We start from the raw sequence: 25,915 nt of genomic DNA, 5'->3' as shown, positions 1-25,915 counted from the left end.
AGCCAATGTGGATTGCTCCTATACAAATTTGAGCAATTGCCTTCATCTATTCTTTTACTTGGCTCTCTCGTACTGATAGGGCCATTTTATATCACAGCCTAACTCATTTGCTGCACGAAGTGGCCAATACGGATCACGAAGAAGCTCTCTTCCTAAAAACACGAGATCAGCCCGTTCATTTTGAAGGACTTCCTCCGCCATCAAAGGAGATGTGATAAGTCCTCCTGCTATTACCGGAAGTCCACATTCTTTTTTAATGGTTTCCGCATATTTTACCTGATAACCCGGATATACATTCATTCCTACATTCACAACTCCACCGGAGCTGACATGGACAATATCTATACCATAGTCTTTCACCATATTTACCATCCGAGCAATACTATCATCATGGTTACCACCCTTGCCGTAATCTTCAGCAGATACTCTTACAAGGATTGGTTTCTCCTTTGGCCAGACTTTTGTTACGCTTTGAAGTATTTCCTTTAAGAATCTGGAACGGTTTTCTTCACTGCCACCATATTCATCCGTTCTCTTATTCGTTAAAGGAGAAAGAAATTCACTGATCAGATAACCATGGGCTGCGTGTATCTCAATTACATCAAAGCCGGCAAGATCTGCTCTACGAGCCGCTTCCCCAAAAGCTAATATAACCTTTTTGATTTCCTCTTTCGTCATCTCTGCCGGTACTCTATATTTATCACTAAAGGCTATGGGACTGGGGGCGATGGAGGGTTCCGCTATCACTTCTGATTTACGACCCGCATGAGCCAATTGTATACCAACCTTAGCTCCATGCTTTTTGCATTCTTGCACAATTTTTGCAAGCCCATCAATCTGTTCGTCCTTCCACAGACCTAAATCCCTGTCCGTAATCCGACCCCTATTCTCTACACCTGTTGCCTCCAGAAGAATCAAGCCAACACCTCCGACAGCTCTTGAGGCATAATGTATAAAATGCCAGTCCTTTACTAAACCAGCTTCATTAGAGCTATACATGCACATAGGTGCCATTACAATTCGGTTCCTAAGTTTTAGTTGTATTAAATTATATTCTGTGAATAATTTCGTCATTGTCATACCTCCATTGTAATTCACAATATAATCGGTCGAATCATTCAATATTCCTAATATATATGAATGGTATACTCAATTAAAAACCATTGTTTTAGTTTAACATTAAGAAATTTATTACTTGTAAATACTTCATATACTCTAAACAGGTACTACATCTTCTGCTTCCAGTCTCTCTAATATAAATCTCATAGATTCATTAAACTCTTCTTGCGAGGAGTTTTTAAAAATCAATAAATCGTCACTGACATCAGGGTCATCCAAGGTAGTTGGAATATCAAAATTACACCCTGCTATGTACTCATCCCAATTCGCTAGTTTCCAGATATCCCTGTCCGAATTACGTTCTATCATTCTCTGTCTGCATACCTCAATAGAAGTTTCAACCCAGATAACGACTAAATGCGCATCTTTTTGTTTCAATTTGTTTTTTAAATTCATAATATAATTAATATCTCTAATTTCTCTGGAAAAGGGAGCATTAATTAAAACCATATCAGAATAATCGAGCGCTTCCAATGCCAACGCAACAATCGCTTCATATTCGTAATCGCGGATATTTTCTTCAAAAAACTGTGAACTTCTGTTATAGGGTTCACCTGCTATCTTAAAAATCTGTTTTGATAAACAGATTAATGTATCCTTATCAAGATATACTATGTGCTTCAGGGACTTAGCCAGTTGCTTTGAGACGTATGTTTTGCCACAAGCCGGGGGGGATGTTACTAAGATTAACTTTTTCATGTTTCATTCCTCCTAACGTTAGTAATAATTAGTCCAACTTATATAAAGTATATGCAACCGGCTTGTAATCATGCTTCTCTTAACAGAAAAGCTTTTCGTCGGCCAAAAATTCACAAAAGATTGTTATCTACACAAAACAATTTAATCTTTATTTTGAAATATCCAGTACTGCAATAATCTCGACTTCACAAAGTACATCCTTAGGTAATTTCTGCGCAGCTACACAGGACCTCGCCGGTTTCCCTGTAAAATACTGTGCATAAATTTCATTGAAGGCAGCAAAATCATCCATATCTTTAAGAAAACAGGTTGTCTTAATCACATTCTCAAAACCTATTCCGGCTGCACCAAGGACAGCAGAGATATTCTTCATTACCTGCGTTGTCTGAACCTTGATATCTCCCTCTACAAGCTGTCCGTTCTCCGGATTGATTGGTATCTGACCGGATGCAAACATAAGATTACCATGAATTAGTGCTTGGCTATAAGGTCCGATTGCTGCGGGGGCCTTATCGGTTTGAATTACTTTAAACATAAAAATACCTCCCATTCTGGTTTTCTTTATATTATAGTTATCATTGGTAAAATTAGCAAGGATATATTTTTGTACACATATATTTTTGTATTGATTAACCTGAGAATTACATGGCCTTCCTTAAGACTTCCGTATCAGTATAACAAAGGAGTAAGTAGAGTCCTTTTTGTCTCTATAAAATAACAATCCTACTGTATATTCTATAAATAGGTTAAAAGCATGAAAGGCCACCCAATTGTCTTTCATGCTCTTTAACTTAATGCAATATGTTTTCTATTATATAATCTGTTGTTTATATAAAATAACATGGATCGACTATTGTAGATAAATCAGGCAGAAACCTCAATTGATTGAGATATCCTATCTGTTGACAACGCAATATTATATCTAAACGAATTCACAGCTTCCCTTCCAATTGAATAATACTCCACCTCCGCTTTTCTCATAGCTTCAAGCTCATAAACATTCCTTCCATCATACACAATAGGTGTCCTCATAAAGATACGGAATAATACCGGATCCATCATCTTAATCTTACCCCACTCTGTCAGAATGAAACATACATCAGCATCGTCAATGGCATCTTCAATATGATCCGTATAGGTTATCCCATTGCCATGCTCCCCTTCAGGAAACAGCTTTCTAAAATTAGCTTGTCCTACGGGATCATAGGCAAAGATACTGGCACCTTCCTGTAAAAGTTTTGGTATATAATAGACGGCTGGAGATTCTCTACAATCATCCGTACCAGGTTTATAAGTAAGACCCAGTATGGCCACCTTCAACCCCTTAAAAGACTTTACTCGGTCAAAGGCCTTCTGATATAGTTTATCCTTCTGATCATTATTTACATCGATTGCTGCTTTTACGGTACGAAGTTCATAACCATTCAGATTCGCCATATATGAAAGAGTTTTGGTGTCCTTTGATATATTGGGGCCTCCATATCCGATACCGGCACCCAGAAACTGTAAACCAATCCTTTTATCAAAGGCAAGCCCCTGTGAGACTTCTTTTATATCAGCACCCATTCTCTCACAGAGGTTAGCAATATCATTCATATAGGAAATCTTAAGTGCAAGAAAACTGTTAGAGGCATACTTCATCATCTCTGCGGATTTTCTACTTACGCGTAGTATAGGGCTTTTAAAAGGCTCATAGACACGTCTTAGAATTTCCTCAGCCCATTCACTTTCAGTTCCTATTACAATACCCGGCACCTGTAGTGTATCTCGGATTGCAGTACCTTTAGCGAAAAATTCTGGATTATAAGCTATTTCAACTCTGTACGAATTTACCGAAAACTCTGCTACAATCTGATCGAGTTTATCACAGGTTCCCACCGGAACAGTGGTTTTTATTACAATCAGACAATCTTTCGCTACAATAGAAGCTATCTTCTCAGTTAATGATGTTATATAGGATAAATCAACTGATCCGTCCGGATTCTCCGGAACCCCTACATCGATAAAAATAACATCAGCGTTCTTATATGCTGCTTCCTCATCCGTTAAGTAATCAAGTCTATCTCTTGCATAATTTTTCTTCATCAGCCTAGCGAGATCCGCCTCATAAATCGGAGATTCGTTTTCTTTCAACATCTTTATTTTAGCTTCATCAATATCTACACAAGTTACATGATGACCTACTTCGGCAAAACATACGCCGACAACTAATCCTTCGTATCCGGTTCCTGCGATTGCTATGTTAAACATCTTTACTCATCCCTTCCATTTTAGAGTTATATATTTTATATGTATCTTTATAAAAATCGTAAAGTTTATTACTTCTGTAAATAGTGAGTCATACTACGTTCGGATAATGTATCTCGTAGAATATTGTACTTATATCTAAGATAAAGATTGTACAGTAACAAAAATAGTGTTATAATTCTTGTAATATTTTTACATTTGGAGGTTTCTATATGAATTACCATAGTCAGATATTAATTACCTTGTTATCAAACGCAATTCGAGGTCAAGAGCCAAGTATCGAGATCAATAAAACCATCGATTGGTATGAAGTTTATGAAGAAGCTTTAGCACATCAGGTTCATACCCTTATATACCCCTGCGTAACCCGGCTATCTCCAAAATCTAAGCCGGACCCGGAACTACTATCCAAATGGGAAAAAGAAACTATGAGGTCCGTATCCGAGCAACTTCAGCATATAGATATCATAGGTCATGTTTTAGACACCTTATATCAAGAAGGTATCCAGGTTGTCGCATTAAAAGGTTTAATTCTAAGGGAATATTACCCTGAACCGGAATTAAGAACCATGGGTGACGCTGATATATTGGTTCATAGAGAGGATACAAACAAAGTTGGAAAAATACTGAACTCTTTTGGGTACGAGGAAGGTATATCCTCCAATAAGCACATTGCATATATTCATCAATATTACCCTTGTATAGAAGTACATTGGACACTAAGCAATCAGGAAAATAATAAATCACCGGTCTTTACCGGACCGATTTGGCAAAACACTAAAAAATCAGATCTATTAGGTAATACCACTTATATTTTATCGGATGAAGATCAGCTGTTACATCTTATCGTTCATTCCTTGAATCATATATATACATCGGGCTTTGGTTTACGTCAATTATGTGATATCACTCTATTCATTGAAGCAAAGATTAATACAATTAACTGGAGAAAAGTCAAGGCAGAAGTCATTCTTTTTAGCATGTATAATTTTGCATCATCCATTTTTATCCTATGTAAACGTCTATTTTTTATGAAAATACCTAATGATTTTATTGATGCTACCATTAACACTTCCTACATCGATATGCTTCTTCAGGACATCATTCATTCCGGTGTTTATGGAAAAAGAACACCGGAGAGAGAAGCTTGTTCAAGTATATTAAGATTCTTACATACACAAGGTTCAACTCGTCCTTTTACAGGCTTTCATTATAAACTGTCTTTTCTTTTCCCTTCTAGTAAGTGCCTTGGGCCAAAATATAATTATGCCAAAAAGAACCCACTATTACTACCCATCGCCTGGCTTCACCGTGGTATCAAAAACATAAGACGTAAAGAATTTATCACTCAGTCCTCTAAAATAAATGCCATTGGAAAAGAACGGGCTAAATTGCTTCACTGGCTACAACTTCGTTAATATGCTTCTCCTGTTCAATTAATTTCCCTTCATTTATTTTCCAAATTCTATGACAATATTCCAATAAGGAAGGTCTGTGCGTTATTATGATGCAGGTGCGACGAGGTTGTAGATTTATGATTGAATCCATAACTCTCTGCTCTGTATCAACATCCAATGCTGAGGTGGCTTCATCTAACACTAAAATCGGCGATTTACGAAGAAATGCTCTAGCAATTGCTATCCTTTGGGATTGTCCCTCTGAAAGTCCATGCCCTCGTTCCCCAATTATCGTATCAAGACCCATGGGAAGTTTACTCACAAACTCCCAGGCATCTGCTTCCTTTAAAGCAGTAATCTGTTCGTCTGTAGTTGCATCTGGACAACCTATACTTAGATTATATGAGATTGAACCGGATAATAAGGTATTCCCTTGAGGAACATAGGATATCATGGAGCGTAAGGATATATTTGTCTTATACCAGTGATTAATGGAAATGCTACCCTCATTGGGTTTATATAGTGACATCAATAGATGTATTAAAGTCGTTTTTCCTTCCCCTGAAGCTCCAATTAGTCCGATGATTTCACCTTGGTTTATTTCGGTTGTTATATTCCTCAATACAGGATTCCCTTCTTTATATTCAAAGCTGACATCATCAAAAGTAATATTACGAATTCTTATACCGATATCTAGTAAATTATTATTATCATCTTTACTAAGTTCCTCAAACTTCATTACTCTTTTTGCGGATGCAGCCATAGAGAACATCTGAGGTAGTGTTTGGGCTAGACCCATAAATGGTTGTTGTATCTGACCAACTAACTGAATAAAGGCCGTGAAAGTACCAAAGGAGGTTGTACCTTCGGCAAGGCGCATTGCCCCCCATCCGAATACAATAAGGTAGCTCACCCAATATCCGCCGGTCATCATGGAACCGGCGCTTACACTGGTTAAATTACTTTTCAGATACAATCGTTTTTTTTCGTCTTGTAACTCCTTTAACCGTCTGCAACTTCTCTTCTCATGACAAAAGGTTTTTAGAACCAGCATATGTTCAATACACTCCTGCAAATACGAGCGATACTTACTCTCTGCTTCTTTAGCCTTTATATTAATTTTCATATAACGTTTTCCTATAAATTGGCTTAATAAAATTGCGACCGGAACTAATAAGAGAGCAAAGATAGCAAGGAACGGATCATATATTAATAATGTAATAAAAGCAGCACATACTCCTGATCCTAATGTAATAATCTCAGGCAGGTCTTCAACAATTCCGCTTACGATACCGCCGATATCGTTCGTCATCCGTGTCATAATATCGCCGCTATGATATTGGTTATATTCTGTCCATTTGACCTCTGTTAACTGTAAAAACAGTCTTTCCCTCATGTTATTGGACATGGTTTCGGAAACACGAACTGACAGCATGGAAACAGCTGCTTTCATAAATACCTGTATTAGTACTATCCCCAGCAAAAACAACCCAGATATTAAAGCTTGATTTAACATCCCACTTATTGCAAAATCAATTAGTTCTTTTGAAGCAATAACCATACCGACCCCGCAGAGCGAGAGTAGAAAACTCATTATGAATATAATAAACAAGGATTTTATATAAGGGCGGGCCTGCCTTGCGATCCAATTAATAATTACTATAATTTTTCTCAAGACAAGGATCCTCCTAATATTCGGTGATAGATTTTACGAATAACTCTGCAATAGGTCATTATTATGAATCTGCGAAAAGGAAAAAGTAGTATCCAGTTAAAAGACAATATCCTCCAATAAAGATTGGAACAGGATATACATCTGCCCTCACGCCATACATGAATAACTTTGGCAATGATCTGATCTTTTCGTATTGGTCCTTCAGATACTGTCTGTGCATCTCCACACATATAAAAGAAGTGCTTTTTTCTTCGTACAATTCGATGTAAAATATATTGTTTACTGTCCATCTGTACCAGAACAATATCTCCCTTTCTTATATTAGAATACTCGGTTGCTTTAAGTACTACACTGTCTTTATTACTTCTTAAAAAAGGGTACATACTCATTCCGGTTACAGTAATACGAATATGTTTTCCAAAATCTATTATTTCTTTTACAAAAGGGTATAGTGTTTTAAACTCTATATTTTTTATTTGACACATTGATAAACCAACTCCACCGCTTCTCTTTCCGGTCGGCACTTTAACAAATAGATTGGAACAATATCAATTATCTTTTCAATATTATACATAGCTATTTGCATAAGCTCCCCATCATAATAAGGTAGGAAACATCTCGGCAAAACTCGGGATATTCCCTCCCTGCTTTTAAGTAACTCTATACTATTCTCCTCGGACTGTTCAATCATTACGATTGCAGACAACGGAACACTGCAATTGGTACATTTAGGAGATGACCCATTCCAAGGAGTACCATGGACATAGACATACTCCTTTTCTATTCTTACTGCCGGCCTATCTTCATTTATAATCTTTGCCCCTTTTATCCTTCTCCATAATTTTGCCTGCGTACTCTTACCGGTACCGGAAGGAGCAGAGAATAGAATACCTTTTCCCTTCCAGTCAATGGCTGCCGCATGGATAACAATGCCATGTTGGAAGAGGATATGGTTTCTGAATAAAATTTCGCCTATCGGACCAGTAATCATAGATGTAATGTCCGAAGTGTTTTCAACATATGTGATAACAGCTTCATCCCATTTATGATTAACCTTTATCTGATATGAAACCTCGGTTGTCTCCATATCGAAAATATAGATATAATAACATCCATCTGCATTCGACTTGTACCATTTTATATTTTCATCCATCAATAGTGTACTATCCGGAATATTAACAATTTTTTTGTGTTCCATAAATAGCTTTAAATCTGCATCGTTACTTTTTTTTAGAATATATTTCTGTAATCTTTTCTTTATTTTATATTTTTGATTCGAGTTAATATTAGTAGAGACTCCGGCAATCATAAGCGTATTCGTCACAACTTTTTCCTCCGTTAACATCAAGCTATTACCTGCATTTGGGTTTTATGGTCTTATACAACCAGATATTCTAACTACAGCCACCACCATTTTTATATTTGGCAAAGCAGCCCCACCACCAGAACAACCAAAATGGGCGAACCCACCTTAATCTACAGGATGCAAGTCTCTCTTCTGAGCGAAGTTCAATCATTTCTAAAGTAGGTTTTATGTACTTTTTCATTCACTAATCCTCCTGTCAATTTATTATCCAAAGATAACTGATACATTTCACGAGCATACTCGCACAGATATGATGCCGGTTCAGTAAAGCTGCCTGTTTCGCTTTTTAATCTGGCTGGGCAGGACATACAGTAATCCCGCAAAGAGCATTGTTTACAAGTGCTACAAGTTAGAACACAAGAACACGCTTTCGTCATATCTCTCCATGCTTGCGAAAAACCCGTCTCGAATGGTAAAGTATAAGGATCATCCAATAAAGAGCAAGGAATCATTTTTCCGTCCCAGGTTATCCAAAAGGAGCTCTTACCATTATTACATTGAAATGGATGTCCATCATCCGGTTGTGCGACAAAATCATCTAATTCATCTTCAGAATTTTTATTTTGTTTTTCTCCTTTGGACTTTTCCATCTTGTTATGATAGTAATTATTAACACGCCATTCATATTGTACTAAATCTTTCGGATTTAGGCGTTCTCCCTCCGGGTTGGTACAAAACCCTTCCCGTCGCGGTGATATATAGTTAACAATACTTAAGTCCACTCCCCGTTTCTCTGCCAGTTCAGCCAACCGCTCAAAATCCTCCTGGTTCTCCTTTATAACACTTGTCCGAATCTGGACATTAATACCTTCTGCCAGTAATAAATCAATACCTTGTAAAGCCCGCTCAAAACCACTTTCATCACCGCATACCTTACCATAGGTCTTTGGCGAACCACCATATAGAGTGATATCAATTTGAGCGGGAGGCATACTACCCAACCACTTTGCTATCTGGGGGGTTATCATCGTTCCATTTGAATAGATAGACTTAATAAAACCCATCTTAGATAGTTCTTCATAGATATCTCTAAAATCCTTCCGAATAAAAACCTCACCTCCGGTGAGCAAAAGATACAGCATACCTGCATCCATTGCTTCCTCGGCTATTTTTATCCACTCTTTTGCCGTTTTTTCCATCGATATTGCTTGCTTATCCAGCGCATTGCGACATACATAACACATCTTACATTGTAAATTACATCTGGCAGTTAATTCAAACTGACCAAGGATCGGTATTTTCTTCTCCGCTGCTATGCACCCCAACTTATGGCTCATTACCCCCCATGTCATATCCATTGCTCTAATAACCCTTTCTCATGTAATGACGATATGAAATCATGAACATCTTGTTTGGCTGTTATTGCATCTATCTCATATTCTTCTGTAAGCACAGTAACTAGCTCCTCTTCCTTATCCACATTCTGCTCTAACTTTTTCCAAAGTAATGCGCCGCTTTCACTAAGACTTATTAGCCCGTTAAATTCTACTACTCTCTGACCAATCGGTACAACAATCCATGATTGCGCTACTTCCCTTAATAAAAACCCCTGTTTAATTCTCATTACTTTTCCCCTTCATCCCTTTAAATCATTTATTTACTCCGTAATATTCCACATACCAATCAGCAAATTTTTGTAGCCCTACATCAATCGGTGTACTTGGCTTAAATCCTATTACTTTGTCAAGTAAATCAACGGAAGCATAAGTTATCGGTACATCACCCGGTTTCATTGGTTCAAAGACTTTCTTAAATTCAATATTTCTACCTGTAGACTTACTCAAGCATTTTTCTAAAGTCTGAATAAATACCATTAATTTTTCCGGATTATTATTTCCAATATTAAATACCCTGTGATTTGTAGTTTTGTTCGGTGGAGAATCTATAATCTTCTCTATTCCCTCAATAATGTCATCAATATAGGTAAAATCTCTATATAGGTCATTCTTATAATCACCATTATTATAGATATGGATTGGCACTCCCTTAAAATAATTATTGGTGAAACCAAAATATGCCATATCCGGTCTACCCATCGGTCCATATACAGTAAAAAACCTTAATCCTGTCGACGGAATATTATATAAATGGCTATAGGTATATGCCATTAATTCATTTGATTTTTTTGTTGCGGCATAAAGTGACACCGGATGGTCCACAAAGTCACTTTCTTCAAATGGAACTTTTTTATTTGAACCGTATACAGAACTGGATGAGGCATATACAAGATGCCTAACAGGGAAATATCTGCAGGCTTCTAATATATGATAGAAGCCAATTATATTACTTTGTATATAAGCATCTGGATTATCAATGGAATATCTTACACCCGCCTGAGCCGCTAAATTAATTACAATATTAGGTTTGTGTTCCTTGAATAACTTAATGACAGTTTCTTTCTCTGATATATCACCTTTTATAAACAAAAAATTGTCATAGGCTTTTAATAGGTCTAACCGAGTATTCTTTAAATTTATGTCATAATAATCATTTATGTTGTCCAGTCCAATTACCCTATAGCCTCTTTCAAGTAGTTTCTTTGATAGGTAAAAGCCGATGAAGCCTGCTGCCCCTGTGACCAGATAATTTTCGTTGGTATCTAAGGATTTTAACGACATTCTTATTCTCCTTTATTAGTGAATGCATTGGTACTAGTGCTTGTTTTCTGCCAATGGCATAATATTCAATACCGGCATCCAACATTTGTTGTACTTCATATATGTTTCTACCATCAAAAACAAGCGGAGTTTTCATATGTTTCTTATAATCAATTGGATTTAACCCTTTAATCTCATCCCACTCGGTAAATATGAAACAAAGATTAGCATCGATTAAAGCATCTTCAACACTCTCGACATATGTAATTGTTCCTCTTTTTATCTTTCCCTCAGGATAGATTTTTTTAAAGTTATCAGCTCCAACCGGATCATAAGCGTAGATATCTGCTCCATTTTCTAACAACAAAGGGATATTATCAAGTGAAGGCGCTTCTCTCAAATCATCTGTTCCCGGCTTAAAAGTTAGACCTAGTACTGCTACCTTCAATCCATGAAAGGTGATTAATCTTCTGCTAGCTTTTTTGTACATTGCTAATTTCTGTTCCTTGTTCACATCAATCGCAGCTTTTACTGTTTTTATTTCATATCCATTCTGTCTGGCCAGATACTCTAAAGCCTTGGTGTCCTTTGGGAAACACGAGCCTCCATATCCAATACCGGCATTCAAAAACTTATCCCCGATTCGGCTATCATAGGACATTCCCTTAGCTACATCCTTAACATCAGCACCTACCAATTCACAGAGGTTAGCTATTTCATTCATATATGATATCTTAAGTGCCAAGAAGTCGTTAGAAGCATACTTAATCATTTCAGCCGATCTTCTATTCACTGTTACGATAGGCAGATGAAATGGCTCATAAATACATTTCAAAATATTCTCTGCCCATTTACTTTCCACACCTATAATGATTCTGGAGGCTTTTAGTGTGTCATGAACCGCTGATCCTTGCGCCAAAAACTCAGGATTTGAAGCAACCTCAACCTTTACATTATGTACTAAAAAGTCATTAATAAACTGTTCAACTTTGTCATTCGTGCCTACAGGAACGGTTGACTTAACAACAACCAAACAGTCTTTTTCAATTGACTCAGCTATCTGCCTTGCAACGGAAGCTATGTAAGATAGGTTTGCTGATCCATCCGGTAATTCCGGAGTTCCAACACCTATGAAAATTGCATCCGCATCCTTATAAGCAGCCCTGAAATCCGTAGTATAGTCTAGTCTACCGGCTTCATAATTCTTTCTCATCAAGCTTTCCAAATCCGCCTCATAGATTGGTGATTTACCGGACTTCATTAATTCAACTTTCTTTTCATCAATATCAACGCAGATTACGTTATGCCCTACTTCTGCAAAGCAAACACCTGCAACTAATCCTACGTAACCAGTTCCTGCAACTGCAATTTTATACATACTTATTCAATCCCTTTCAAAATTTTTATTCATATATATACTTCTTCTTACTTTTCTTGAAACAATCCTTTCTATTTTATCTAATACAGGAGCTAAATCACTTCTGGTTTCAGGAAAAATACAATATAATGATATAAAATATATAATTACGCAGATAAATATTGATATAATACTCCATATCAAATTATCGCTTACATGTTGTAAACCTAAAGCACATAATGCCATTATTATGGAGCAGAAAACAAATGGTACAATATTAAGTATCATTTTTCTTGGTGATATCCGAACCGTCAAATACATAATTGTAAGATTAACAATAATCATTTCTATTACTACAAAAGACCGTAATATGTATAGCATCTCAAAACCGCTTTTTGCTCCATACAATAACAGTGGTATCAGAACTACAATCTGAGTTACCTGAACCATAACCGATAATCTTGGTCTACCTACTGATCTGTAAACTTCTGAACAATAATTACTAAGAACTATTTTAAAAGAACTTATTAATGCCCATAAACCTATAAACTCAGATGCTTCGACCCATTGACTTCCTAGCAACAAATTTGTCATAAGTTTATGATACATAAATATTCCGACTCCCATAGGGATAACCAGCATGCCTACATGACGTTGAAATTTAAAAAATGTGTCTTCAAATAGCTTAAAGTTGTTTTGCATTCTTGATAAAGAAGCAAATAAAATCGGTGTAGTTGCTGCAGTTATCAGAGTCATTATTTGATTAACCGTATGCATTGAGGTTTTGTATAAACCGAGGTGATAAGTAGATAGAAAAACTCCCACAATAAAAATGCCTATATAATTTGTTAACCAGATAGAAACAGCTTCAACTAAAGACCATATGCTAAATGCTAGCATTTGTTTTAGAATATGAAACCGAAAAAACAAATTTGGTTTCCACTTCGATTTAACTGTTAGTATGATAGCATTGGAGAGATGACCGCATATTGTACCAATAATTAAAGCCCAATAACTTTTTAACATGATTGCCAATGGGATAGAAACAACCAAAGGTATTAGTACCGCTGTTATACGGACAACAAACAGTGTTTTAAACTCCAGGTTTCTCCTGTATAACGCCATCTGTATACTTGAAAAAGATGTAACAGGCAAAGATATGCAAGCCACCCTAAACGTTTTACCTAATCCGGGATTTCCAACAAGTGCTGCCAGGGAGTCACTAAATATGATAATAATTCCCCATAACAAAAAAGAAATCGTTAGATTCGTCCAGAAGGCAACCGTAGTACTTTGATACATCTCCTCATTTGAATTAAATTCATGCTGAACAAGATATTTTTGAAACCCCGAATCGGTGAACATATCAGCAAAACTAAATATCATTGCTACTGTAGCCACCACACCAAATGCATCCGGAGTTAACAATCGTGCAAGAATCATACTGGTTACAGGTGTAATCAATTTAGCTAAAATCTCAGCTAGACTTGACCACTTAGTAGCATTCCCAATTTTTTTATATATATTTTCCATTTTATCATTCCCTTTAAAGATTAACTAATCTTACTATTTATCCAATCTTTAATATTCGCTGCCCTTTGTTCTAGAGATAACATTTTAGCTCTCTTTAGTGAACCTCTTGATAGTTTCGTTCTAAGTTCTAGGTTACTCTTTAGCTCCTTAATAGCCATCGTGATCTCCTCTGTGCTATAAGGATTTATAAGTAATGCATTCTCTGAATCCAAAACGTCCTTATTAAACGGTAAATCAGATGAGATGATAGGTAAGCCACATGCCATTGCTTCTAATATCGCATTACAGCATCCTTCATTTTGTGTAGGTAGTACAAATACATCTGATGAACTTAAAAAAGCCGGCATGTCGGTTGGATTTATTTTGTCACAATACAAGATATTATCACCATTTGGTTTTAAAGGTCCACTCCCGGCACAAATTAATTTTACTTCAGGCATATCTTTTATTGCTTCTACCAGATTGTTTATTCCCTTCCGCTCTATAAATTGCCCCACAAAAGATATAATAAAATCATTTTGATCAAATCCAAATTTTACTCTGGCAAGAGCTTTATCTATTGGCAAAAATGAGCTTGTATCAACTCCGTTCACAAATACTTTTACTTTTTCGTCAGTAACAACATTCATCCCCAACAGCTTTTCTTTATTATAGGAAGATACAGAAATAACTCCTGCAACATTATTGATATCTTTTATGGTTTTTTTAATTCCATACTTTTTAATCGACCAATCTGAACTCTCGCCATATGCAATAAATGACGGCCTTTTAAATTTCTTACTTAATTTGCAGGCACATATACCCGGCATACATATAAAATGTCCATAGAATACATCTGGTGAAATCTTATGTTTTTCTATAATAGAGGCACAAGATTTATAAAAGAAATACAAACTAATATGCACGGGATTTAAACCTATTCTTTTTTTCTCTCCTAAAGATAGATATCTAGGATAGAATATATTAATTTCATTGCCGTTTTTACTATGTTCAATTACATGGGTAGTAAGACTATGAAACTTTTTTGATTTATGTATGGGTATTGGTGCGATAACCGTGCAATTAAATCCCATATCCGCTATTTTGACAACCAGATTTTTGAGAAACACATGTTTAGTCGGCTCAATACGATTAGGATATCTTGTTGCTATAAAGCAAATATTCTTCATTACATTCCCCTTTTAATCTATTCCCTATTTTTTTAAACGGAAAGCATTCTATAAGTTCGTTCTTTTTGCAATTTACTTGTTCCGGGCTTATTTTATAATTATCAATAATTGTATTTATACTTATATTATTGATTTCATTCTTATATACAGGACTATGTTCTAAATCATATCCTGAGTAATAGTCCTTAAACTTAAAACCATCACCTGAAGGTGCATCTGAAACAATTATATGTTGATTTGGTATATTAAAACTATCCGCTATAATTAAACCATGTAGACTACTTGATATTACATATTCACATGAAGCTATTTCCTTTACTACTTTAATGGGATCTGATTTGAGATCTATAATTTTGGAATACTTAAATTTATTATTTAAATCTCGAAATGCAATTTCATGCTGCTCTTTAAAATGAGGAATTATCCCAAGTTCAAACCGTTTTTGAATTTTGTTATCCAATAACCCCGAGGCTAATATCCCTCCATCTCCAGTTGGAATATTTAATCTTCTTCCTATCAATTCTTCTACACGTTGTTTGCTTAGATTCCCTCTTAGGGCACAAAATGTTATGTTTTTTCTAAAAAAAGGTGTTGTTCCATCATCATCACTTATAAATCCTGTTCCCCAGATATATACCGTTGGTAATATCAAACCTGATATCTGTTGAATTATTCTACGCTTAAAATTCTGTGAAAGGGTATATCTGTTTAATCCACTCCCTATACCACTTAACTCACTTGTAATTGAATTATGTTGGACTATATCATAACCAAAGTATTTTTTTATAATATGAATATTAAGCAAATCTCCCATATTATTAATGTGTGCGTAACTTACTCTCAGTTTTTGTTTCATCATAAATACCTTTCTCTGTATTTTTTATATAATACTTTTTTCTTATCTCTATATAACAAATTCCTAAAGCTAGGAATGTTATATAAAAAAATCTACTGTATGTTACAGTTGAATAGTCCATAATTAGAAAGATCGTATAAACCGAAAAAAACAAAACCTCATATTTACCGAATAAATTCTTAAATATTTCTTTGTACAAAAAGATATATATACCATAAAATGCTATTCCACCAAATAAACCTATTGTACATAAAAGCTCTAGATAATTATTATGCGCATAATAATCCGTTCTGTTAATTGTATTAAAATTACCGAGTCCTGTGCCAAAAAAGATATTCTTTTTAAAGTAAGTAATTCCTGTTTCCATTAGATATTCTCTTGTTTTTAGTGAATTATCTACTGCTGCTCCAGGGTTGATAAATGAGTTGACTAAGTACTCCAATCTATTCCCATATATCTGGTATAAGAAATCATTATTTATGGATAACCATATAATAAATATTGAAGTAACTATTGCTATCAATGGAAACACCAACTTTTTTAAGCTACTTTTACCTTTCCAATTTTTAAGTGTAATCACCATTATAAAAAAAAGAATTGGAACAAGTATACTTTTTCTACGACCCGATATAAAATTAAGGAAAAACATATAAGGACATAAAATAAAATATATTTTCTTTCTTTTTTCATAAAACATATACCAAATGATTAAAAGTAAAGTCGGTATTGATACATATGTATATTGCATTATCGTTCCATTCGTATAAGAGATATCTAATCCGCTAGCTATTAAATTATTAGGTCCTTGTAAAATCAAAACTATAGAACAATAAATAACACCTCCATACATTAAGCTCTTTAAAGCTAAATCAAGTGTATTGATATTTCTGATACATTGTGTGATAACAAAGGCAATAAAAAATGTTCTGATAATAATATTTAAATTACTCATGGTTACATTCTCATTAACCGTATATATTAATGTACTTAAACAAAATGCTATAAAGAGAATACTCCATATTAAGAACACCCTATTATCTAATTTATTTTTATAAGTAATAATTGATAAAACTAATATTATAAGAGGTAAAACTATACGTATTCCAAATAAAGTATCACTGGTATACAAGTAACTACTTTGTAATAATATTATCATTACAATTAATAGCTTATCTGTAAGAAGAAGCTTCTTTTTCTCAAGAATTATTTTCATCTGTTAACCCCCAACCACCTTAATTAATTCTGATATTTTACTAAGCCCACCTTCTAAAAAATAGTGCTACTTTAAAAGGAAAAAACGTAAGTAGAAAATAGAGAAATGATTGCAGTGTTATTTTTTCTTTCATCGCTACCCATGCAAATTTTCTTGCAGCGTCATATTGACCATTTCGCATTTCCTTTTTTGATAATAATAAAGCCATAATATTATTACGCATCTTTATCTGCTTCTTTGAAAGCTTTAAGATTAAATCTTTATACTTTGTATTTATTTGTTCAGTAGCTTTTAAATATTTATCTGTCTGCTGTGAGATCTGATTATTTTGCTTATAATTGTAATATTTTACACAGGGTTCTTTAACAACACCAACTTTTGTAACTTGACATATTCGTATCCATAAATCATAATCCTGTCTAGCATACAGTTGTTCATCAAAAAACCCACATAGCTTTAACAACTCCGATTTTACTAAAACGGTTGACGTTGATCCTACATAATTACGAATTAATATTTTTTGAGATAGATCACCTGATTCAGCAGGTATATAAAGATATGATGAATTTTCTTCAATATATATATTTTCAATTCCTGTGCATACTAGTCCTACTTCCTGATCAATCTTTATTATTTCAACTTGTTTTTGTATTTTTTCAGGAAACCATTCATCGTCATCGTCCAAGAATGCTATATATTCACCTGTTGCTGCTTTTATACCACAGTTTCTGGCATAATTTCCATTTCTGCCCGGATGATATGATATTAATTGTATACGTGAATCTTCATTCATAAGCTGATTTACAATCTCATCTGTCCCATCAACTGACCCATCTGAAACTATAATGATTTCTCTAACTGGGTATGTTTGATTTTGAACACTTTTAATTGCTTTTTCAATTAAATTAGCTCGATTATGTGTGGGAATAACAACACTTATATCCATCTTTAAACCTCCATTAAACTAAAAAACCTTTATTGGATATTACTATACTCATATTATAAAGATTAGATTTCTCACCCTAAGTTTTTAATAAAGCTATCTATTGCTTTTATTATTGTAAATGTATTAGATTGGTATAACTTAAAATTCCTAGAGGCTAACGAGCTTAATTTACTTTCCAAGTCACAATCAATACAGCCACAAATTAGCCCCATATTATCAAATTGATCTATAATCTGGATCTGATGATCATCTACATGTTCACTATATTTTACCAATCTAGGAACTCCTATGACTTTTTTTCCCAGTTTTACAGCAGTGATAATAGTGCCCGTTCCGCCGTGAGTTATCACAATATTACAATTATTTAACGTTTCAATAAACTTATCTCTGTTTAGAAATTGTGTAAACTCGAAGTTTTTTGGTATATAATCACTAAAACCAATCTGTGCAAAGACTTTATCTGTTATAAGATTATTTTGAACTAGTTTATCTATAGCTATTAACAGACGGTTAAATTGAAACTTCTGTGAGCCTAAGGTTACAAAAATCAATAAATCCCCCCCTTATAAATAGCTTTTGGAAATACTTTAATCATATCATCCCACTGAACATAAAACTGATCAGCAAATTTATATAATAATTTGCCTGTTTCTGTCGGTGTAGATACCTTTGCAAACGATTCAATATATATTAGTTTACCTCCTAATAGTTTTACTAATAAGCATATTGGTATTACAGCCAATACTCCTGTAGTAATAACTACATTCGGTTTCTCTTTCAGTATAATTACTAAAGATTTAATACTGTTAAAAACTATTTTTGGTATAAATCTAATTTCTTTTCTATTTATTTGTAATAAATAAAAGCTCTTAATATTATCTACACGAGATGAATATTTAGTTTTTTCGGTAACAATAAAGCTATCATATTCATCCATTATCGGTTTTAACATCATTAGCTGTTCGTAATGTCCACCCGAGGAAGCAGCAAAACATATTTTTTTATACATATAATCACTCTCTTATTTTATATAATTTAATTCTTCAGATTCTATTTTGCTCCTCTACCAAAAACCACTACACCTATTGTTTTAATCAGTATCTTAATATCCATCAATATTGACCAGTTATCTATATATTCCAGATCAAGCCGTACGACATCTTCAAAATCATTAATATCACTTCTACCACTTACCTGCCAGAGACCGGTAAGCCCTGCTTTCAATGCCAATCTTCTCTTGTGCCTTCCTTCGTATTGAAGGAACTCCTTCTCCGTGGGGGGTCTGGTACCTACCAGGCTCATATCTCCTTTTAGAATATTAAAAAACTGTGGAAACTCATCCAAGCTGGTTTTTCTTAGAAGCTTACCTACTTTAGTGATTCTTGGATCATTTTTCATTTTAAACATTAGACCATTCATTTCATTGTGAGCCATAAGTTCTGCTAATCTCTCCTCTGCATCCATATACATAGAACGAAACTTATAGATACGAAAACGTCTACCGTTTTTGCCAATCCGTATCTGAGAGAAGAATATAGGACCCGGTGATTCAATATAGATCACCGGAGCGATAAATAGTGTAAGAATTATTGTCAAGATACACCCAATCAAACCACCTATGATATCTAATATCCGTTTAAATAACATTTGGCTTTCATTGAATATCCGAGTACTAAAAGTGAGCACATTATATCCACTCATTTCTCTGACAACTTTTTCATTAATTTTTAAACCAAAGGTATTAATACTGATATCTACAGTAATTCCCATTGTTTGAAATTGCTGAACTATTTCCTCCAGATTAATACTCAATGTATTATCATTTGGTATATGTATAAACGCACCATCTAATACCTCCAACCTAGCCACATCAAACATATTATGAATGTCAGCCTTAACCTCAATACCTTCAATTCTTTGACCTATCATAGAAATATCCAGTATTGTAAGATATGTAATCTGATATTCCCATTCGTTTTCATTCATAAATTTTGCTATAACTTTTTTTACTTGATCTGAGGTGGTAATTATCATAATCTTATGACTGGAGCTGCTTTTTTTATAGACAGCCAGCAAAAGGACTTTATAATATTGTCTGGTGATATATGTAATAAGTATGTTTAATATAAAGAAACAAAAGAAAAATAATCTGGAGTAAGAACCTCCTTCTTGAAATAAAAACATTACAGCAGTTAAAGAGACTGCTAGAGCACAGTTAATCTTTAGAAGAATAAACATCTCCTCTAAAAACCCCCGCTTAAATAACTTACTGTAAGTATCATATATGTAATAAATTACAATGTATAACAAAAGAATTATGATTAGTGCTGATCCATATATTTTTGTATTTAACCATATATCTGTAATCTCCCCAAAACGAACCCACATAGATAGTAAAAAAGATATCAGGATGCAGAATAAGTCAACCAGAAGTAAATACTTATTAGGCAAATTCTTTTTCATCAAACCCATTGTAAATCACTTCCTTTACAAATAATCTGTTCTTTCTGGCAATGATAATACAAGTGATTATTAAAGTTAAGATTATCCCAAGGATTATCATCAAGGCATCGATATTTAATTTACTATTATTTTTTGCATTATTTGATATGTATAAATTATGCCCTTTACTATCGCTAATCTGCGTAATTTCACCTTCAACGTTAATATCAATACTAAGACCACATAATTTATATATTTCCTCTGAAAGATACACTACTACTCTTCTTCCATCAAAAGACATATCCTTTAGATCCTTCCTAGATTCTAGCCCTAAAACATTAATTAAATCATTAACTAATAACTGTGCTTTATAGGATATATCTATACTTAAATCAACTTTTTCATTACGCAAGTGTTGATTCAAATAATTATAATAGATATGGTATTGGGAATTTTGACTGTGAGTACTCCCTAAATTGATAACCAGATCTGAAAGCTGATTCATTAAAGACATTTCAGCATCGTTGAGACCATCCTTTCGTGATACATCAGAGTAATTGGAAATAGCAGGTATACTTCTATTTTGGTCTACTTTATTAAGTAATTTGGCAATATGAATAACACTTATAATGGCTATTAATATAAAAATCGTAATGAAAGGAAGCATAGAACGCTTTCTTTGCATTCTATTCTCTACTGGTTCTTCACTCTTATTTAATAATTGCATTTTTTCATCTCCCTATGAAACACTACCGGTTAACTATATCCATCAACTAAGTTTCTTTTTTGGAATTAGTCTTTTGTATTTAATATTTTTCATTGGTAAGATGATTAATAAAACTTTTATTCTAAGATATTAGTATGATTCATAGTACCTGTAATATCTTTTATATTTCTTTCCTTTATATCCGTAAGCCTTCTTATTTGATTCGTATTTATTAAGTACCGCCCCCAGAATACGGCTATGCGCTTTTTCCAATTGTTTTATAGTTCGTTGAGCGAATTTATAGCTGATGGCATTAGCCTCTATTACCATTACGATCCCATCACACTGTTCAGCTACTATGGCACTATCAATAACACTTCCGATCGGTGGCGTATCAATAATAATATAATCATAGATGTTACGAAACATTTTGATTAAATCAATAAAATTATCACTTCCCAGAAGTTCTGCCGGATTAGGTGGAATCGGTCCTGTAAAAATCATATCTAGATTATCAATATTCGATTTATACAAAACGTCTTCCAGACTGTTCTGTCCGGAGAGATAATGGGTTAACCCAAGTACTTCCCGGTCTGGTTTATAGCGCCCTACGATAACTGACCTTCTTAAATCAGCATCAATGAAGATAACCTCCTTTCCACTTTCCGCCATAGACATGGCTAGATTAAAGGATACATTTGACTTTCCTTCATTCGGTAAACAACTTGTTATACAGATTACCTTAATTTCACTTCCACAGAATTGTATATTCGTTCTTAATGATTTATATGCTTCATTACTTAGAAAGCTAAGCTGATTTATATTTTCAAAATTTACCTGTAACATTTTCAATCTCCTTTAACTAGCCAGTTCCGCTTTACTTTTGATTTGTTTAGACCTATGTAACCTCTTTTTACGATTTCCTTCTTCCAGAGGAATTACACCCAAGGTTGTAATCCCGAGATGTTTTTCAATATCATCTGCTGTCCTAATATTATCATTCATCATGTGTACAATGATGATTGCTAACGATGCAACAACAACTCCAGCTAAACCGCCGAATATGGTGTTTTTTGTAACATCCGGACTGGAAGGGTAGGAGGGAATATTGCCGTACTCAACAATATTGATTTTTTTAATCTCCATAATATTTACCATCTGTTCCGATGAAACATTTGCTATTTCATCGGCCAGTTGCTTCGCTAATACCGGATCACTGTTAACTACACTGATTTCCAAGATACGGGTGCCGTCCGGATTAACTATATATATCATATCTGCCAATTCTCCCGGTGACATATCGTCGATACCAAGGTTCTCAATCACTTTCTCCATTACCGGGCGGCTTGTTACCAAGATCATATAGTCCTGCGTTAACTGCGCACCTGACTGTAAATCTGAATAGGTTGTCTTTGACTCATCCTGACGATGAATTACATATATTGATGTTGTTGAAGTATAAATTGGAGTTATCATATACTGGTTGATAAGTCCTATAACTATTGCTCCTACAATACCGGCCATAATTATTATCCATATCTTATGTAATAAAACCGAAAACAGTTCTTTAATATCTATCTCTACTGCTTCATTGCTCTTAACATCCATTCTACTGCTCCTTATTAAGTATTATATTATCTTATTCTCCAGCATCCTCATCGGGTTCTCTTTCATTATTTTATATACGGCTCCCTCACCGTACTTCTTCTGCAACCGTTTTATTGCTGCTTTTGCGATTGGTGATCTTTCATCAGCTCCATGAGAATCAGTTCCCAAAAAATGTACCCAGCCTCGTTTTATTAGCTTATGGCAAAAGCTTGTCCTTTTTGAAAATCTTCTTACTGTACTTGATAGGTTAATTTGGATATATGCTCCTAACTTTATAAGTTCATGTACGAAGTCCGGTTTATTCACTAGATCTAAATATCTCTCTGCATGGGCAAGGATAGGTATATAACCCGCGTGAATACACTGACTGAGTCCCTTCCATATCTCTCGAAAAGTACTTTCCGCTAAAAACTCCACTAATATGTATCGAGTGTCATTGATTGTCAGGGCCTCACCACGCTTTAGAGCATTTATAATATCTGTGAAGTATAAAATCTCATTTCCCAGAAATAGTTTGAACTCCTTATCTATAAGTTGTGCAGCTTCACCTACCTTTTTCTTCAACTCCAGTAATCTATCCTTCGGTATACGCTCCATACCTACATAATAATGCGGAGTCATTACTATAGTACGTAGTCCTTCGTTATAAGCGATGGATAGCATGCGGCAAGTCTCTTCCATGTCTTTAGCACCATCATCAACCCCCGGGAGAATATGGCAATGGATATCGCAATAACCTTGCATAAGCTACCTCCAAGCTTATAGAATTTACATTGGAAATTCATATTTATTCAATCAACAAAAGGATTATATAATATGATTTTTACAAAATCAACCTTTATTTGGAAAAAAGAGGAAAATCCCATTTACAGATTCTCCTCTTTTTATACAGCGTAATTTTATTTTCTTTTTTATTTTATCACATACGACTTTTTTCTAAAAAATATATTCCAACAGCGCGAAATACAAGTATCATTCATTATTTTACAAATAGTATTAATTAATTACTATTAATAAGATATTTCATTGATGGATTTTGGCGGTATTGGGGATTTATCATAGGGGTATAATCTTTTTTCCATAACTAATAGGTCCCACCACTTTCCCATCTTAAATCCTGTTTTTTGATAAATTCCTACTTTTGTGAAGCCGAATTTTTTATGCAAATGAATACTGCTTTCATGATGATTCGTTATTAGAGCATATACTGTATAATATCCTTGTTGCTTCACAAGATCAAAAAGCTTCTCATATAGGGCAGATGCAATTCCTTGATGATGGTACTTCTCATCAATATAGACAGAGCACTCACAATCCCAATCAAACGCTGCTCTTTCTTTAAATTTTGCACAGTAAGCATAGCCCAATACCTTGCCATCCCTCTCATAAACAAGCCATGGGAACTGCTTTAGGACAGTCTCCATCCGACTTTGGAATACCTCCACAGGAACCGGATCGTATTCAAAGGTAATAGCGGTATTTAAAATATATGGTTCATAGATGGCATAGATAGACGAAGCATCCTCCAGGGTTGCCATGCGAATGTTTGAATTCGTGTTCATTATGTAACTCCTTATAGTTCCACTTGTAATTGTTAGAATTATTATTCCAATATTATAGCACCAGAACTTAGTCTTGTCACTTTCTTATAATATAAAATTCTAGACACAATGCCCACCTATTACTACTTTATAATCTTTAATATCGTGTACACTTTTACTACCTTATAGCTTTAACATGTTGTTCACTTATTCTAATTTAATAATCTTTACATAATGTACAATCATGAATATCATGTCTACATTTACTGAAATATTTGTTTGGTGATTATACGCTTTATCATCAGAGATGTTAACCGTTCTTTTGAACATTAATGTCTTGTTAACAATTCCCTACATTTTGCTTTTGGTACACCAAAAAGGAGCACCACTTTAGTCTTAATTGACAAAGTTGATGCTCCGCTTTATTTTATACTTTTCTGTATTTAATCCTACGCAGTTCTTGGTTATTATCTACTCTCTACATGATGACATGCTACCAGATGACCCTGTTTCATCTCTAATACAGGTTTTTCCTGTCTGCAGATATCAGTTGCACGAGGACAACGACCTGCAAAAGGGCAGCCCTTTGGTGTATTAATCGGGCTAGGTACGTCACCGGTTAATATCTGGCGTTGTTTCTGGGCTTCCTTATCCGGGTCCGGAATAGGAACTGCGGATAGTAACGCCTGTGAATAAGGATGAAGTGTATTCTCATATAAATCCTTACTGGATGCCAGCTCTACAATATTACCCAAGTACATAACAGCGATACGATCACTGATATACTTAACGATATTTAAGTCGTGGGCAATAAATAGATAGGTTAAATTAAGTTTTTTCTGTAAATCATGTAATAAGTTAATAATCTGAGACTGAATGGATACGTCCAAGGCAGAGATCGGTTCATCACATACGATAAACTCAGGCTCGATTGCTAAAGCTCTCGCAATTCCGATACGCTGTCTCTGACCACCGGAAAATTCATGAGGAAATCGATTCGCATGCTCCTTATTTAAGCCTACCAGCTCCAAAAGTTCATAGACTCTTTCCTGACGTCTCTTCTTATCATACATCTTATGGATAATCATACCCTCTTCAATGATGGAGCCTACCGTCATACGGGGGTCAAGGGAGGAATACGGATCCTGGAAAATTATCTGAGCCATCTTGGAATACTCAAAATGAGTTTTCTTGTTAATCTCCATTTCTTTCTTCCCATGATATACAAGCTTACCTTCCGTTGGCATATAAATACCCATTAACACCTTACCAAGAGTGGACTTTCCACAACCGGATTCACCAACAAGTCCTAAGGTTTCACCCTTATAGATATCCAGCTTCACATGATTCACTGCTTTTAATATTCCTTCGGACACTCTAAAATGCTTTGATACATCCTGGATTTCCAATAGTTTATTAACATCAAAATTCTTATTTTCCATTG

27 protein-coding genes are annotated in these 25,915 nt (G+C 34.6%); 1 reads left to right on the top strand and 26 read right to left on the bottom strand.

Annotation, left to right across the window (positions count from 1 at the left end; genetic code table 11):
* Window positions 1-54 precede the first annotated feature (54 nt).
* From namA to I5677_RS00575, 4 genes are all read right to left on the bottom strand, one after another.
* A complete protein-coding gene (namA, locus tag I5677_RS00590) occupies window positions 55-1,074 on the bottom strand; it encodes an NADPH dehydrogenase NamA (RefSeq protein ID WP_197659615.1) in 1,020 nt (339 codons plus the stop codon).
* Window positions 1,075-1,215: 141 nt separating this feature from the next.
* A complete protein-coding gene (locus I5677_RS00585) occupies window positions 1,216-1,818 on the bottom strand; it encodes an AAA family ATPase (RefSeq protein WP_197659614.1) in 603 nt (200 codons plus the stop codon).
* A 148-nt stretch (window positions 1,819-1,966) separates the two neighbouring features.
* Window positions 1,967-2,353 (bottom strand): RidA family protein, encoded by a 387-nt coding sequence (locus I5677_RS00580; RefSeq protein WP_197659613.1) that lies wholly within the window; start codon window positions 2,351-2,353, stop codon window positions 1,967-1,969.
* Between the two features lie 329 nt (window positions 2,354-2,682).
* A complete protein-coding gene (locus I5677_RS00575) occupies window positions 2,683-4,068 on the bottom strand; it encodes a UDP-glucose dehydrogenase family protein (protein ID WP_197659612.1) in 1,386 nt (461 codons plus the stop codon).
* A gap of 209 nt (window positions 4,069-4,277) precedes the next feature.
* Between I5677_RS00575 and I5677_RS00570 the strand changes: the two genes are divergently transcribed.
* Window positions 4,278-5,483, top strand: coding sequence for a nucleotidyltransferase domain-containing protein (locus I5677_RS00570; protein WP_197659611.1), 1,206 nt, complete (start codon window positions 4,278-4,280; stop codon window positions 5,481-5,483).
* On the opposite strand, the gene I5677_RS00565 is transcribed toward I5677_RS00570, so the two are convergent.
* The 22 genes from I5677_RS00565 to I5677_RS00460 all read right to left on the bottom strand — a co-directional run bounded on the left by I5677_RS00565 (window position 5,452) and on the right by I5677_RS00460 (window position 25,913).
* On the bottom strand, window positions 5,452-7,137 hold the full coding sequence (locus I5677_RS00565) for an ABC transporter ATP-binding protein (protein WP_197659610.1): 1,686 nt from the start codon (window positions 7,135-7,137) through the stop codon (window positions 5,452-5,454). The genes I5677_RS00570 and I5677_RS00565 overlap by 32 nt on opposite strands.
* Window positions 7,134-7,661 (bottom strand): S26 family signal peptidase, encoded by a 528-nt coding sequence (locus I5677_RS00560; protein WP_197659609.1) that lies wholly within the window; start codon window positions 7,659-7,661, stop codon window positions 7,134-7,136. The genes I5677_RS00565 and I5677_RS00560 overlap by 4 nt, the downstream gene beginning before the upstream one ends.
* Window positions 7,610-8,461 carry a hypothetical protein gene (locus I5677_RS00555; protein ID WP_197659608.1) on the bottom strand — a complete coding sequence of 284 codons (852 nt, stop codon included), beginning with the start codon at window positions 8,459-8,461 and terminating at the stop codon, window positions 7,610-7,612. Before I5677_RS00555 ends, I5677_RS00560 begins: the two co-directional genes overlap by 52 nt.
* 70 nt (window positions 8,462-8,531) lie before the next feature.
* The gene (locus tag I5677_RS00550; RefSeq protein WP_197659607.1) at window positions 8,532-8,684 is read right to left on the bottom strand and encodes a hypothetical protein; all 153 of its coding nucleotides are present in this window, start codon (window positions 8,682-8,684) and stop codon (window positions 8,532-8,534) included.
* On the bottom strand, window positions 8,647-9,801 hold the full coding sequence (locus tag I5677_RS00545) for a radical SAM protein (RefSeq protein ID WP_197659606.1): 1,155 nt from the start codon (window positions 9,799-9,801) through the stop codon (window positions 8,647-8,649). The genes I5677_RS00550 and I5677_RS00545 overlap by 38 nt, the downstream gene beginning before the upstream one ends.
* The gene (locus tag I5677_RS00540) at window positions 9,792-10,067 is read right to left on the bottom strand and encodes a PqqD family protein (RefSeq protein ID WP_197659605.1); all 276 of its coding nucleotides are present in this window, start codon (window positions 10,065-10,067) and stop codon (window positions 9,792-9,794) included. The genes I5677_RS00545 and I5677_RS00540 overlap by 10 nt, the downstream gene beginning before the upstream one ends.
* A gap of 25 nt (window positions 10,068-10,092) precedes the next feature.
* A complete protein-coding gene (locus tag I5677_RS00535) occupies window positions 10,093-11,121 on the bottom strand; it encodes a GDP-mannose 4,6-dehydratase (protein WP_197659604.1) in 1,029 nt (342 codons plus the stop codon).
* The gene (locus I5677_RS00530) at window positions 11,030-12,478 is read right to left on the bottom strand and encodes a UDP-glucose dehydrogenase family protein (RefSeq protein WP_197659603.1); all 1,449 of its coding nucleotides are present in this window, start codon (window positions 12,476-12,478) and stop codon (window positions 11,030-11,032) included. The genes I5677_RS00535 and I5677_RS00530 overlap by 92 nt, the downstream gene beginning before the upstream one ends.
* Before the next feature lie 6 nt (window positions 12,479-12,484).
* Window positions 12,485-13,990 (bottom strand): lipopolysaccharide biosynthesis protein, encoded by a 1,506-nt coding sequence (locus I5677_RS00525; RefSeq protein WP_197659602.1) that lies wholly within the window; start codon window positions 13,988-13,990, stop codon window positions 12,485-12,487.
* A 20-nt stretch (window positions 13,991-14,010) separates the two neighbouring features.
* Complete coding sequence (locus I5677_RS00520) at window positions 14,011-15,159, bottom strand: glycosyltransferase family 4 protein (protein WP_197659601.1); 1,149 nt, start codon at window positions 15,157-15,159, stop codon at window positions 14,011-14,013.
* Window positions 15,122-16,018, bottom strand: coding sequence for a polysaccharide pyruvyl transferase family protein (locus tag I5677_RS00515; RefSeq protein ID WP_197659600.1), 897 nt, complete (start codon window positions 16,016-16,018; stop codon window positions 15,122-15,124). Before I5677_RS00515 ends, I5677_RS00520 begins: the two co-directional genes overlap by 38 nt.
* On the bottom strand, window positions 15,978-17,228 hold the full coding sequence (locus I5677_RS00510) for an O-antigen ligase family protein (protein WP_197659599.1): 1,251 nt from the start codon (window positions 17,226-17,228) through the stop codon (window positions 15,978-15,980). Before I5677_RS00510 ends, I5677_RS00515 begins: the two co-directional genes overlap by 41 nt.
* Window positions 17,229-17,268: 40 nt before the next feature.
* A complete protein-coding gene (locus I5677_RS00505) occupies window positions 17,269-18,174 on the bottom strand; it encodes a glycosyltransferase family 2 protein (RefSeq protein WP_197659598.1) in 906 nt (301 codons plus the stop codon).
* Window positions 18,175-18,245: 71 nt separating this feature from the next.
* A complete protein-coding gene (gene pssE, locus I5677_RS00500) occupies window positions 18,246-18,725 on the bottom strand; it encodes a PssE/Cps14G family polysaccharide biosynthesis glycosyltransferase (protein WP_197659597.1) in 480 nt (159 codons plus the stop codon).
* Entirely contained in the window at window positions 18,722-19,183 is a 462-nt protein-coding gene (gene pssD, locus I5677_RS00495) for a PssD/Cps14F family polysaccharide biosynthesis glycosyltransferase (protein ID WP_197659596.1), read from the bottom strand. The genes pssE and pssD overlap by 4 nt, the downstream gene beginning before the upstream one ends.
* Before the next feature lie 41 nt (window positions 19,184-19,224).
* Window positions 19,225-20,646, bottom strand: a complete 1,422-nt coding sequence (locus I5677_RS00490; protein ID WP_197659595.1) for a sugar transferase — start codon at window positions 20,644-20,646, stop codon at window positions 19,225-19,227.
* Window positions 20,618-21,343 (bottom strand): hypothetical protein, encoded by a 726-nt coding sequence (locus tag I5677_RS00485; protein WP_197659594.1) that lies wholly within the window; start codon window positions 21,341-21,343, stop codon window positions 20,618-20,620. The genes I5677_RS00490 and I5677_RS00485 overlap by 29 nt, the downstream gene beginning before the upstream one ends.
* A gap of 129 nt (window positions 21,344-21,472) precedes the next feature.
* Window positions 21,473-22,168 carry a CpsD/CapB family tyrosine-protein kinase gene (locus I5677_RS00480; RefSeq protein ID WP_197659593.1) on the bottom strand — a complete coding sequence of 232 codons (696 nt, stop codon included), beginning with the start codon at window positions 22,166-22,168 and terminating at the stop codon, window positions 21,473-21,475.
* A 12-nt stretch (window positions 22,169-22,180) separates the two neighbouring features.
* Window positions 22,181-22,930 (bottom strand): YveK family protein, encoded by a 750-nt coding sequence (locus tag I5677_RS00475; protein ID WP_197659592.1) that lies wholly within the window; start codon window positions 22,928-22,930, stop codon window positions 22,181-22,183.
* 21 nt (window positions 22,931-22,951) lie between these two features.
* Complete coding sequence (locus I5677_RS00470; protein ID WP_197659591.1) at window positions 22,952-23,674, bottom strand: CpsB/CapC family capsule biosynthesis tyrosine phosphatase; 723 nt, start codon at window positions 23,672-23,674, stop codon at window positions 22,952-22,954.
* A gap of 266 nt (window positions 23,675-23,940) precedes the next feature.
* Complete coding sequence (locus I5677_RS00465) at window positions 23,941-24,492, bottom strand: GNAT family N-acetyltransferase (RefSeq protein ID WP_197659590.1); 552 nt, start codon at window positions 24,490-24,492, stop codon at window positions 23,941-23,943.
* A 446-nt stretch (window positions 24,493-24,938) separates the two neighbouring features.
* The gene (locus tag I5677_RS00460) at window positions 24,939-25,913 is read right to left on the bottom strand and encodes an ABC transporter ATP-binding protein (protein ID WP_197659589.1); all 975 of its coding nucleotides are present in this window, start codon (window positions 25,911-25,913) and stop codon (window positions 24,939-24,941) included.
* Window positions 25,914-25,915 lie beyond the last annotated feature (2 nt).

The sequence above is a fragment of the Mobilitalea sibirica genome (assembly GCF_015999265.1).
In the GTDB taxonomy this organism is placed as follows: Bacteria; Bacillota; Clostridia; order Lachnospirales; family Lachnospiraceae; genus Mobilitalea; species Mobilitalea sibirica.
This window is presented reverse-complemented; position numbering and strand designations above follow the sequence as displayed.

Coding starts and splice junctions, on each gene's coding strand:
- I5677_RS00550 (WP_197659607.1), bottom strand. CDS start 8,684: ATGAAAAAGTACATAAAACCTACTTTAGAAATGATTGAACTTCGCTCA.
- I5677_RS00530 (WP_197659603.1), bottom strand. CDS start 12,478: ATGTATAAAATTGCAGTTGCAGGAACTGGTTACGTAGGATTAGTTGCA.
- I5677_RS00520 (WP_197659601.1), bottom strand. CDS start 15,159: ATGAAGAATATTTGCTTTATAGCAACAAGATATCCTAATCGTATTGAG.
- I5677_RS00505 (WP_197659598.1), bottom strand. CDS start 18,174: ATGGATATAAGTGTTGTTATTCCCACACATAATCGAGCTAATTTAATT.
- I5677_RS00525 (WP_197659602.1), bottom strand. CDS start 13,990: ATGGAAAATATATATAAAAAAATTGGGAATGCTACTAAGTGGTCAAGT.
- I5677_RS00480 (WP_197659593.1), bottom strand. CDS start 22,168: ATGTTACAGGTAAATTTTGAAAATATAAATCAGCTTAGCTTTCTAAGT.
- I5677_RS00460 (WP_197659589.1), bottom strand. CDS start 25,913: ATGGAAAATAAGAATTTTGATGTTAATAAACTATTGGAAATCCAGGAT.
- I5677_RS00515 (WP_197659600.1), bottom strand. CDS start 16,018: ATGATGAAACAAAAACTGAGAGTAAGTTACGCACACATTAATAATATG.
- I5677_RS00465 (WP_197659590.1), bottom strand. CDS start 24,492: ATGAACACGAATTCAAACATTCGCATGGCAACCCTGGAGGATGCTTCG.
- namA (WP_197659615.1), bottom strand. CDS start 1,074: ATGACGAAATTATTCACAGAATATAATTTAATACAACTAAAACTTAGG.
- I5677_RS00575 (WP_197659612.1), bottom strand. CDS start 4,068: ATGTTTAACATAGCAATCGCAGGAACCGGATACGAAGGATTAGTTGTC.
- I5677_RS00570 (WP_197659611.1), top strand. CDS start 4,278: ATGAATTACCATAGTCAGATATTAATTACCTTGTTATCAAACGCAATT.
- I5677_RS00510 (WP_197659599.1), bottom strand. CDS start 17,228: ATGAAAATAATTCTTGAGAAAAAGAAGCTTCTTCTTACAGATAAGCTA.
- pssD (WP_197659596.1), bottom strand. CDS start 19,183: ATGTATAAAAAAATATGTTTTGCTGCTTCCTCGGGTGGACATTACGAA.
- I5677_RS00585 (WP_197659614.1), bottom strand. CDS start 1,818: ATGAAAAAGTTAATCTTAGTAACATCCCCCCCGGCTTGTGGCAAAACA.
- I5677_RS00545 (WP_197659606.1), bottom strand. CDS start 9,801: ATGGATATGACATGGGGGGTAATGAGCCATAAGTTGGGGTGCATAGCA.
- I5677_RS00470 (WP_197659591.1), bottom strand. CDS start 23,674: ATGCAAGGTTATTGCGATATCCATTGCCATATTCTCCCGGGGGTTGAT.
- I5677_RS00535 (WP_197659604.1), bottom strand. CDS start 11,121: ATGTCGTTAAAATCCTTAGATACCAACGAAAATTATCTGGTCACAGGG.
- I5677_RS00475 (WP_197659592.1), bottom strand. CDS start 22,930: ATGGATGTTAAGAGCAATGAAGCAGTAGAGATAGATATTAAAGAACTG.
- I5677_RS00490 (WP_197659595.1), bottom strand. CDS start 20,646: ATGGGTTTGATGAAAAAGAATTTGCCTAATAAGTATTTACTTCTGGTT.
- I5677_RS00485 (WP_197659594.1), bottom strand. CDS start 21,343: ATGCAATTATTAAATAAGAGTGAAGAACCAGTAGAGAATAGAATGCAA.
- I5677_RS00540 (WP_197659605.1), bottom strand. CDS start 10,067: ATGAGAATTAAACAGGGGTTTTTATTAAGGGAAGTAGCGCAATCATGG.
- I5677_RS00580 (WP_197659613.1), bottom strand. CDS start 2,353: ATGTTTAAAGTAATTCAAACCGATAAGGCCCCCGCAGCAATCGGACCT.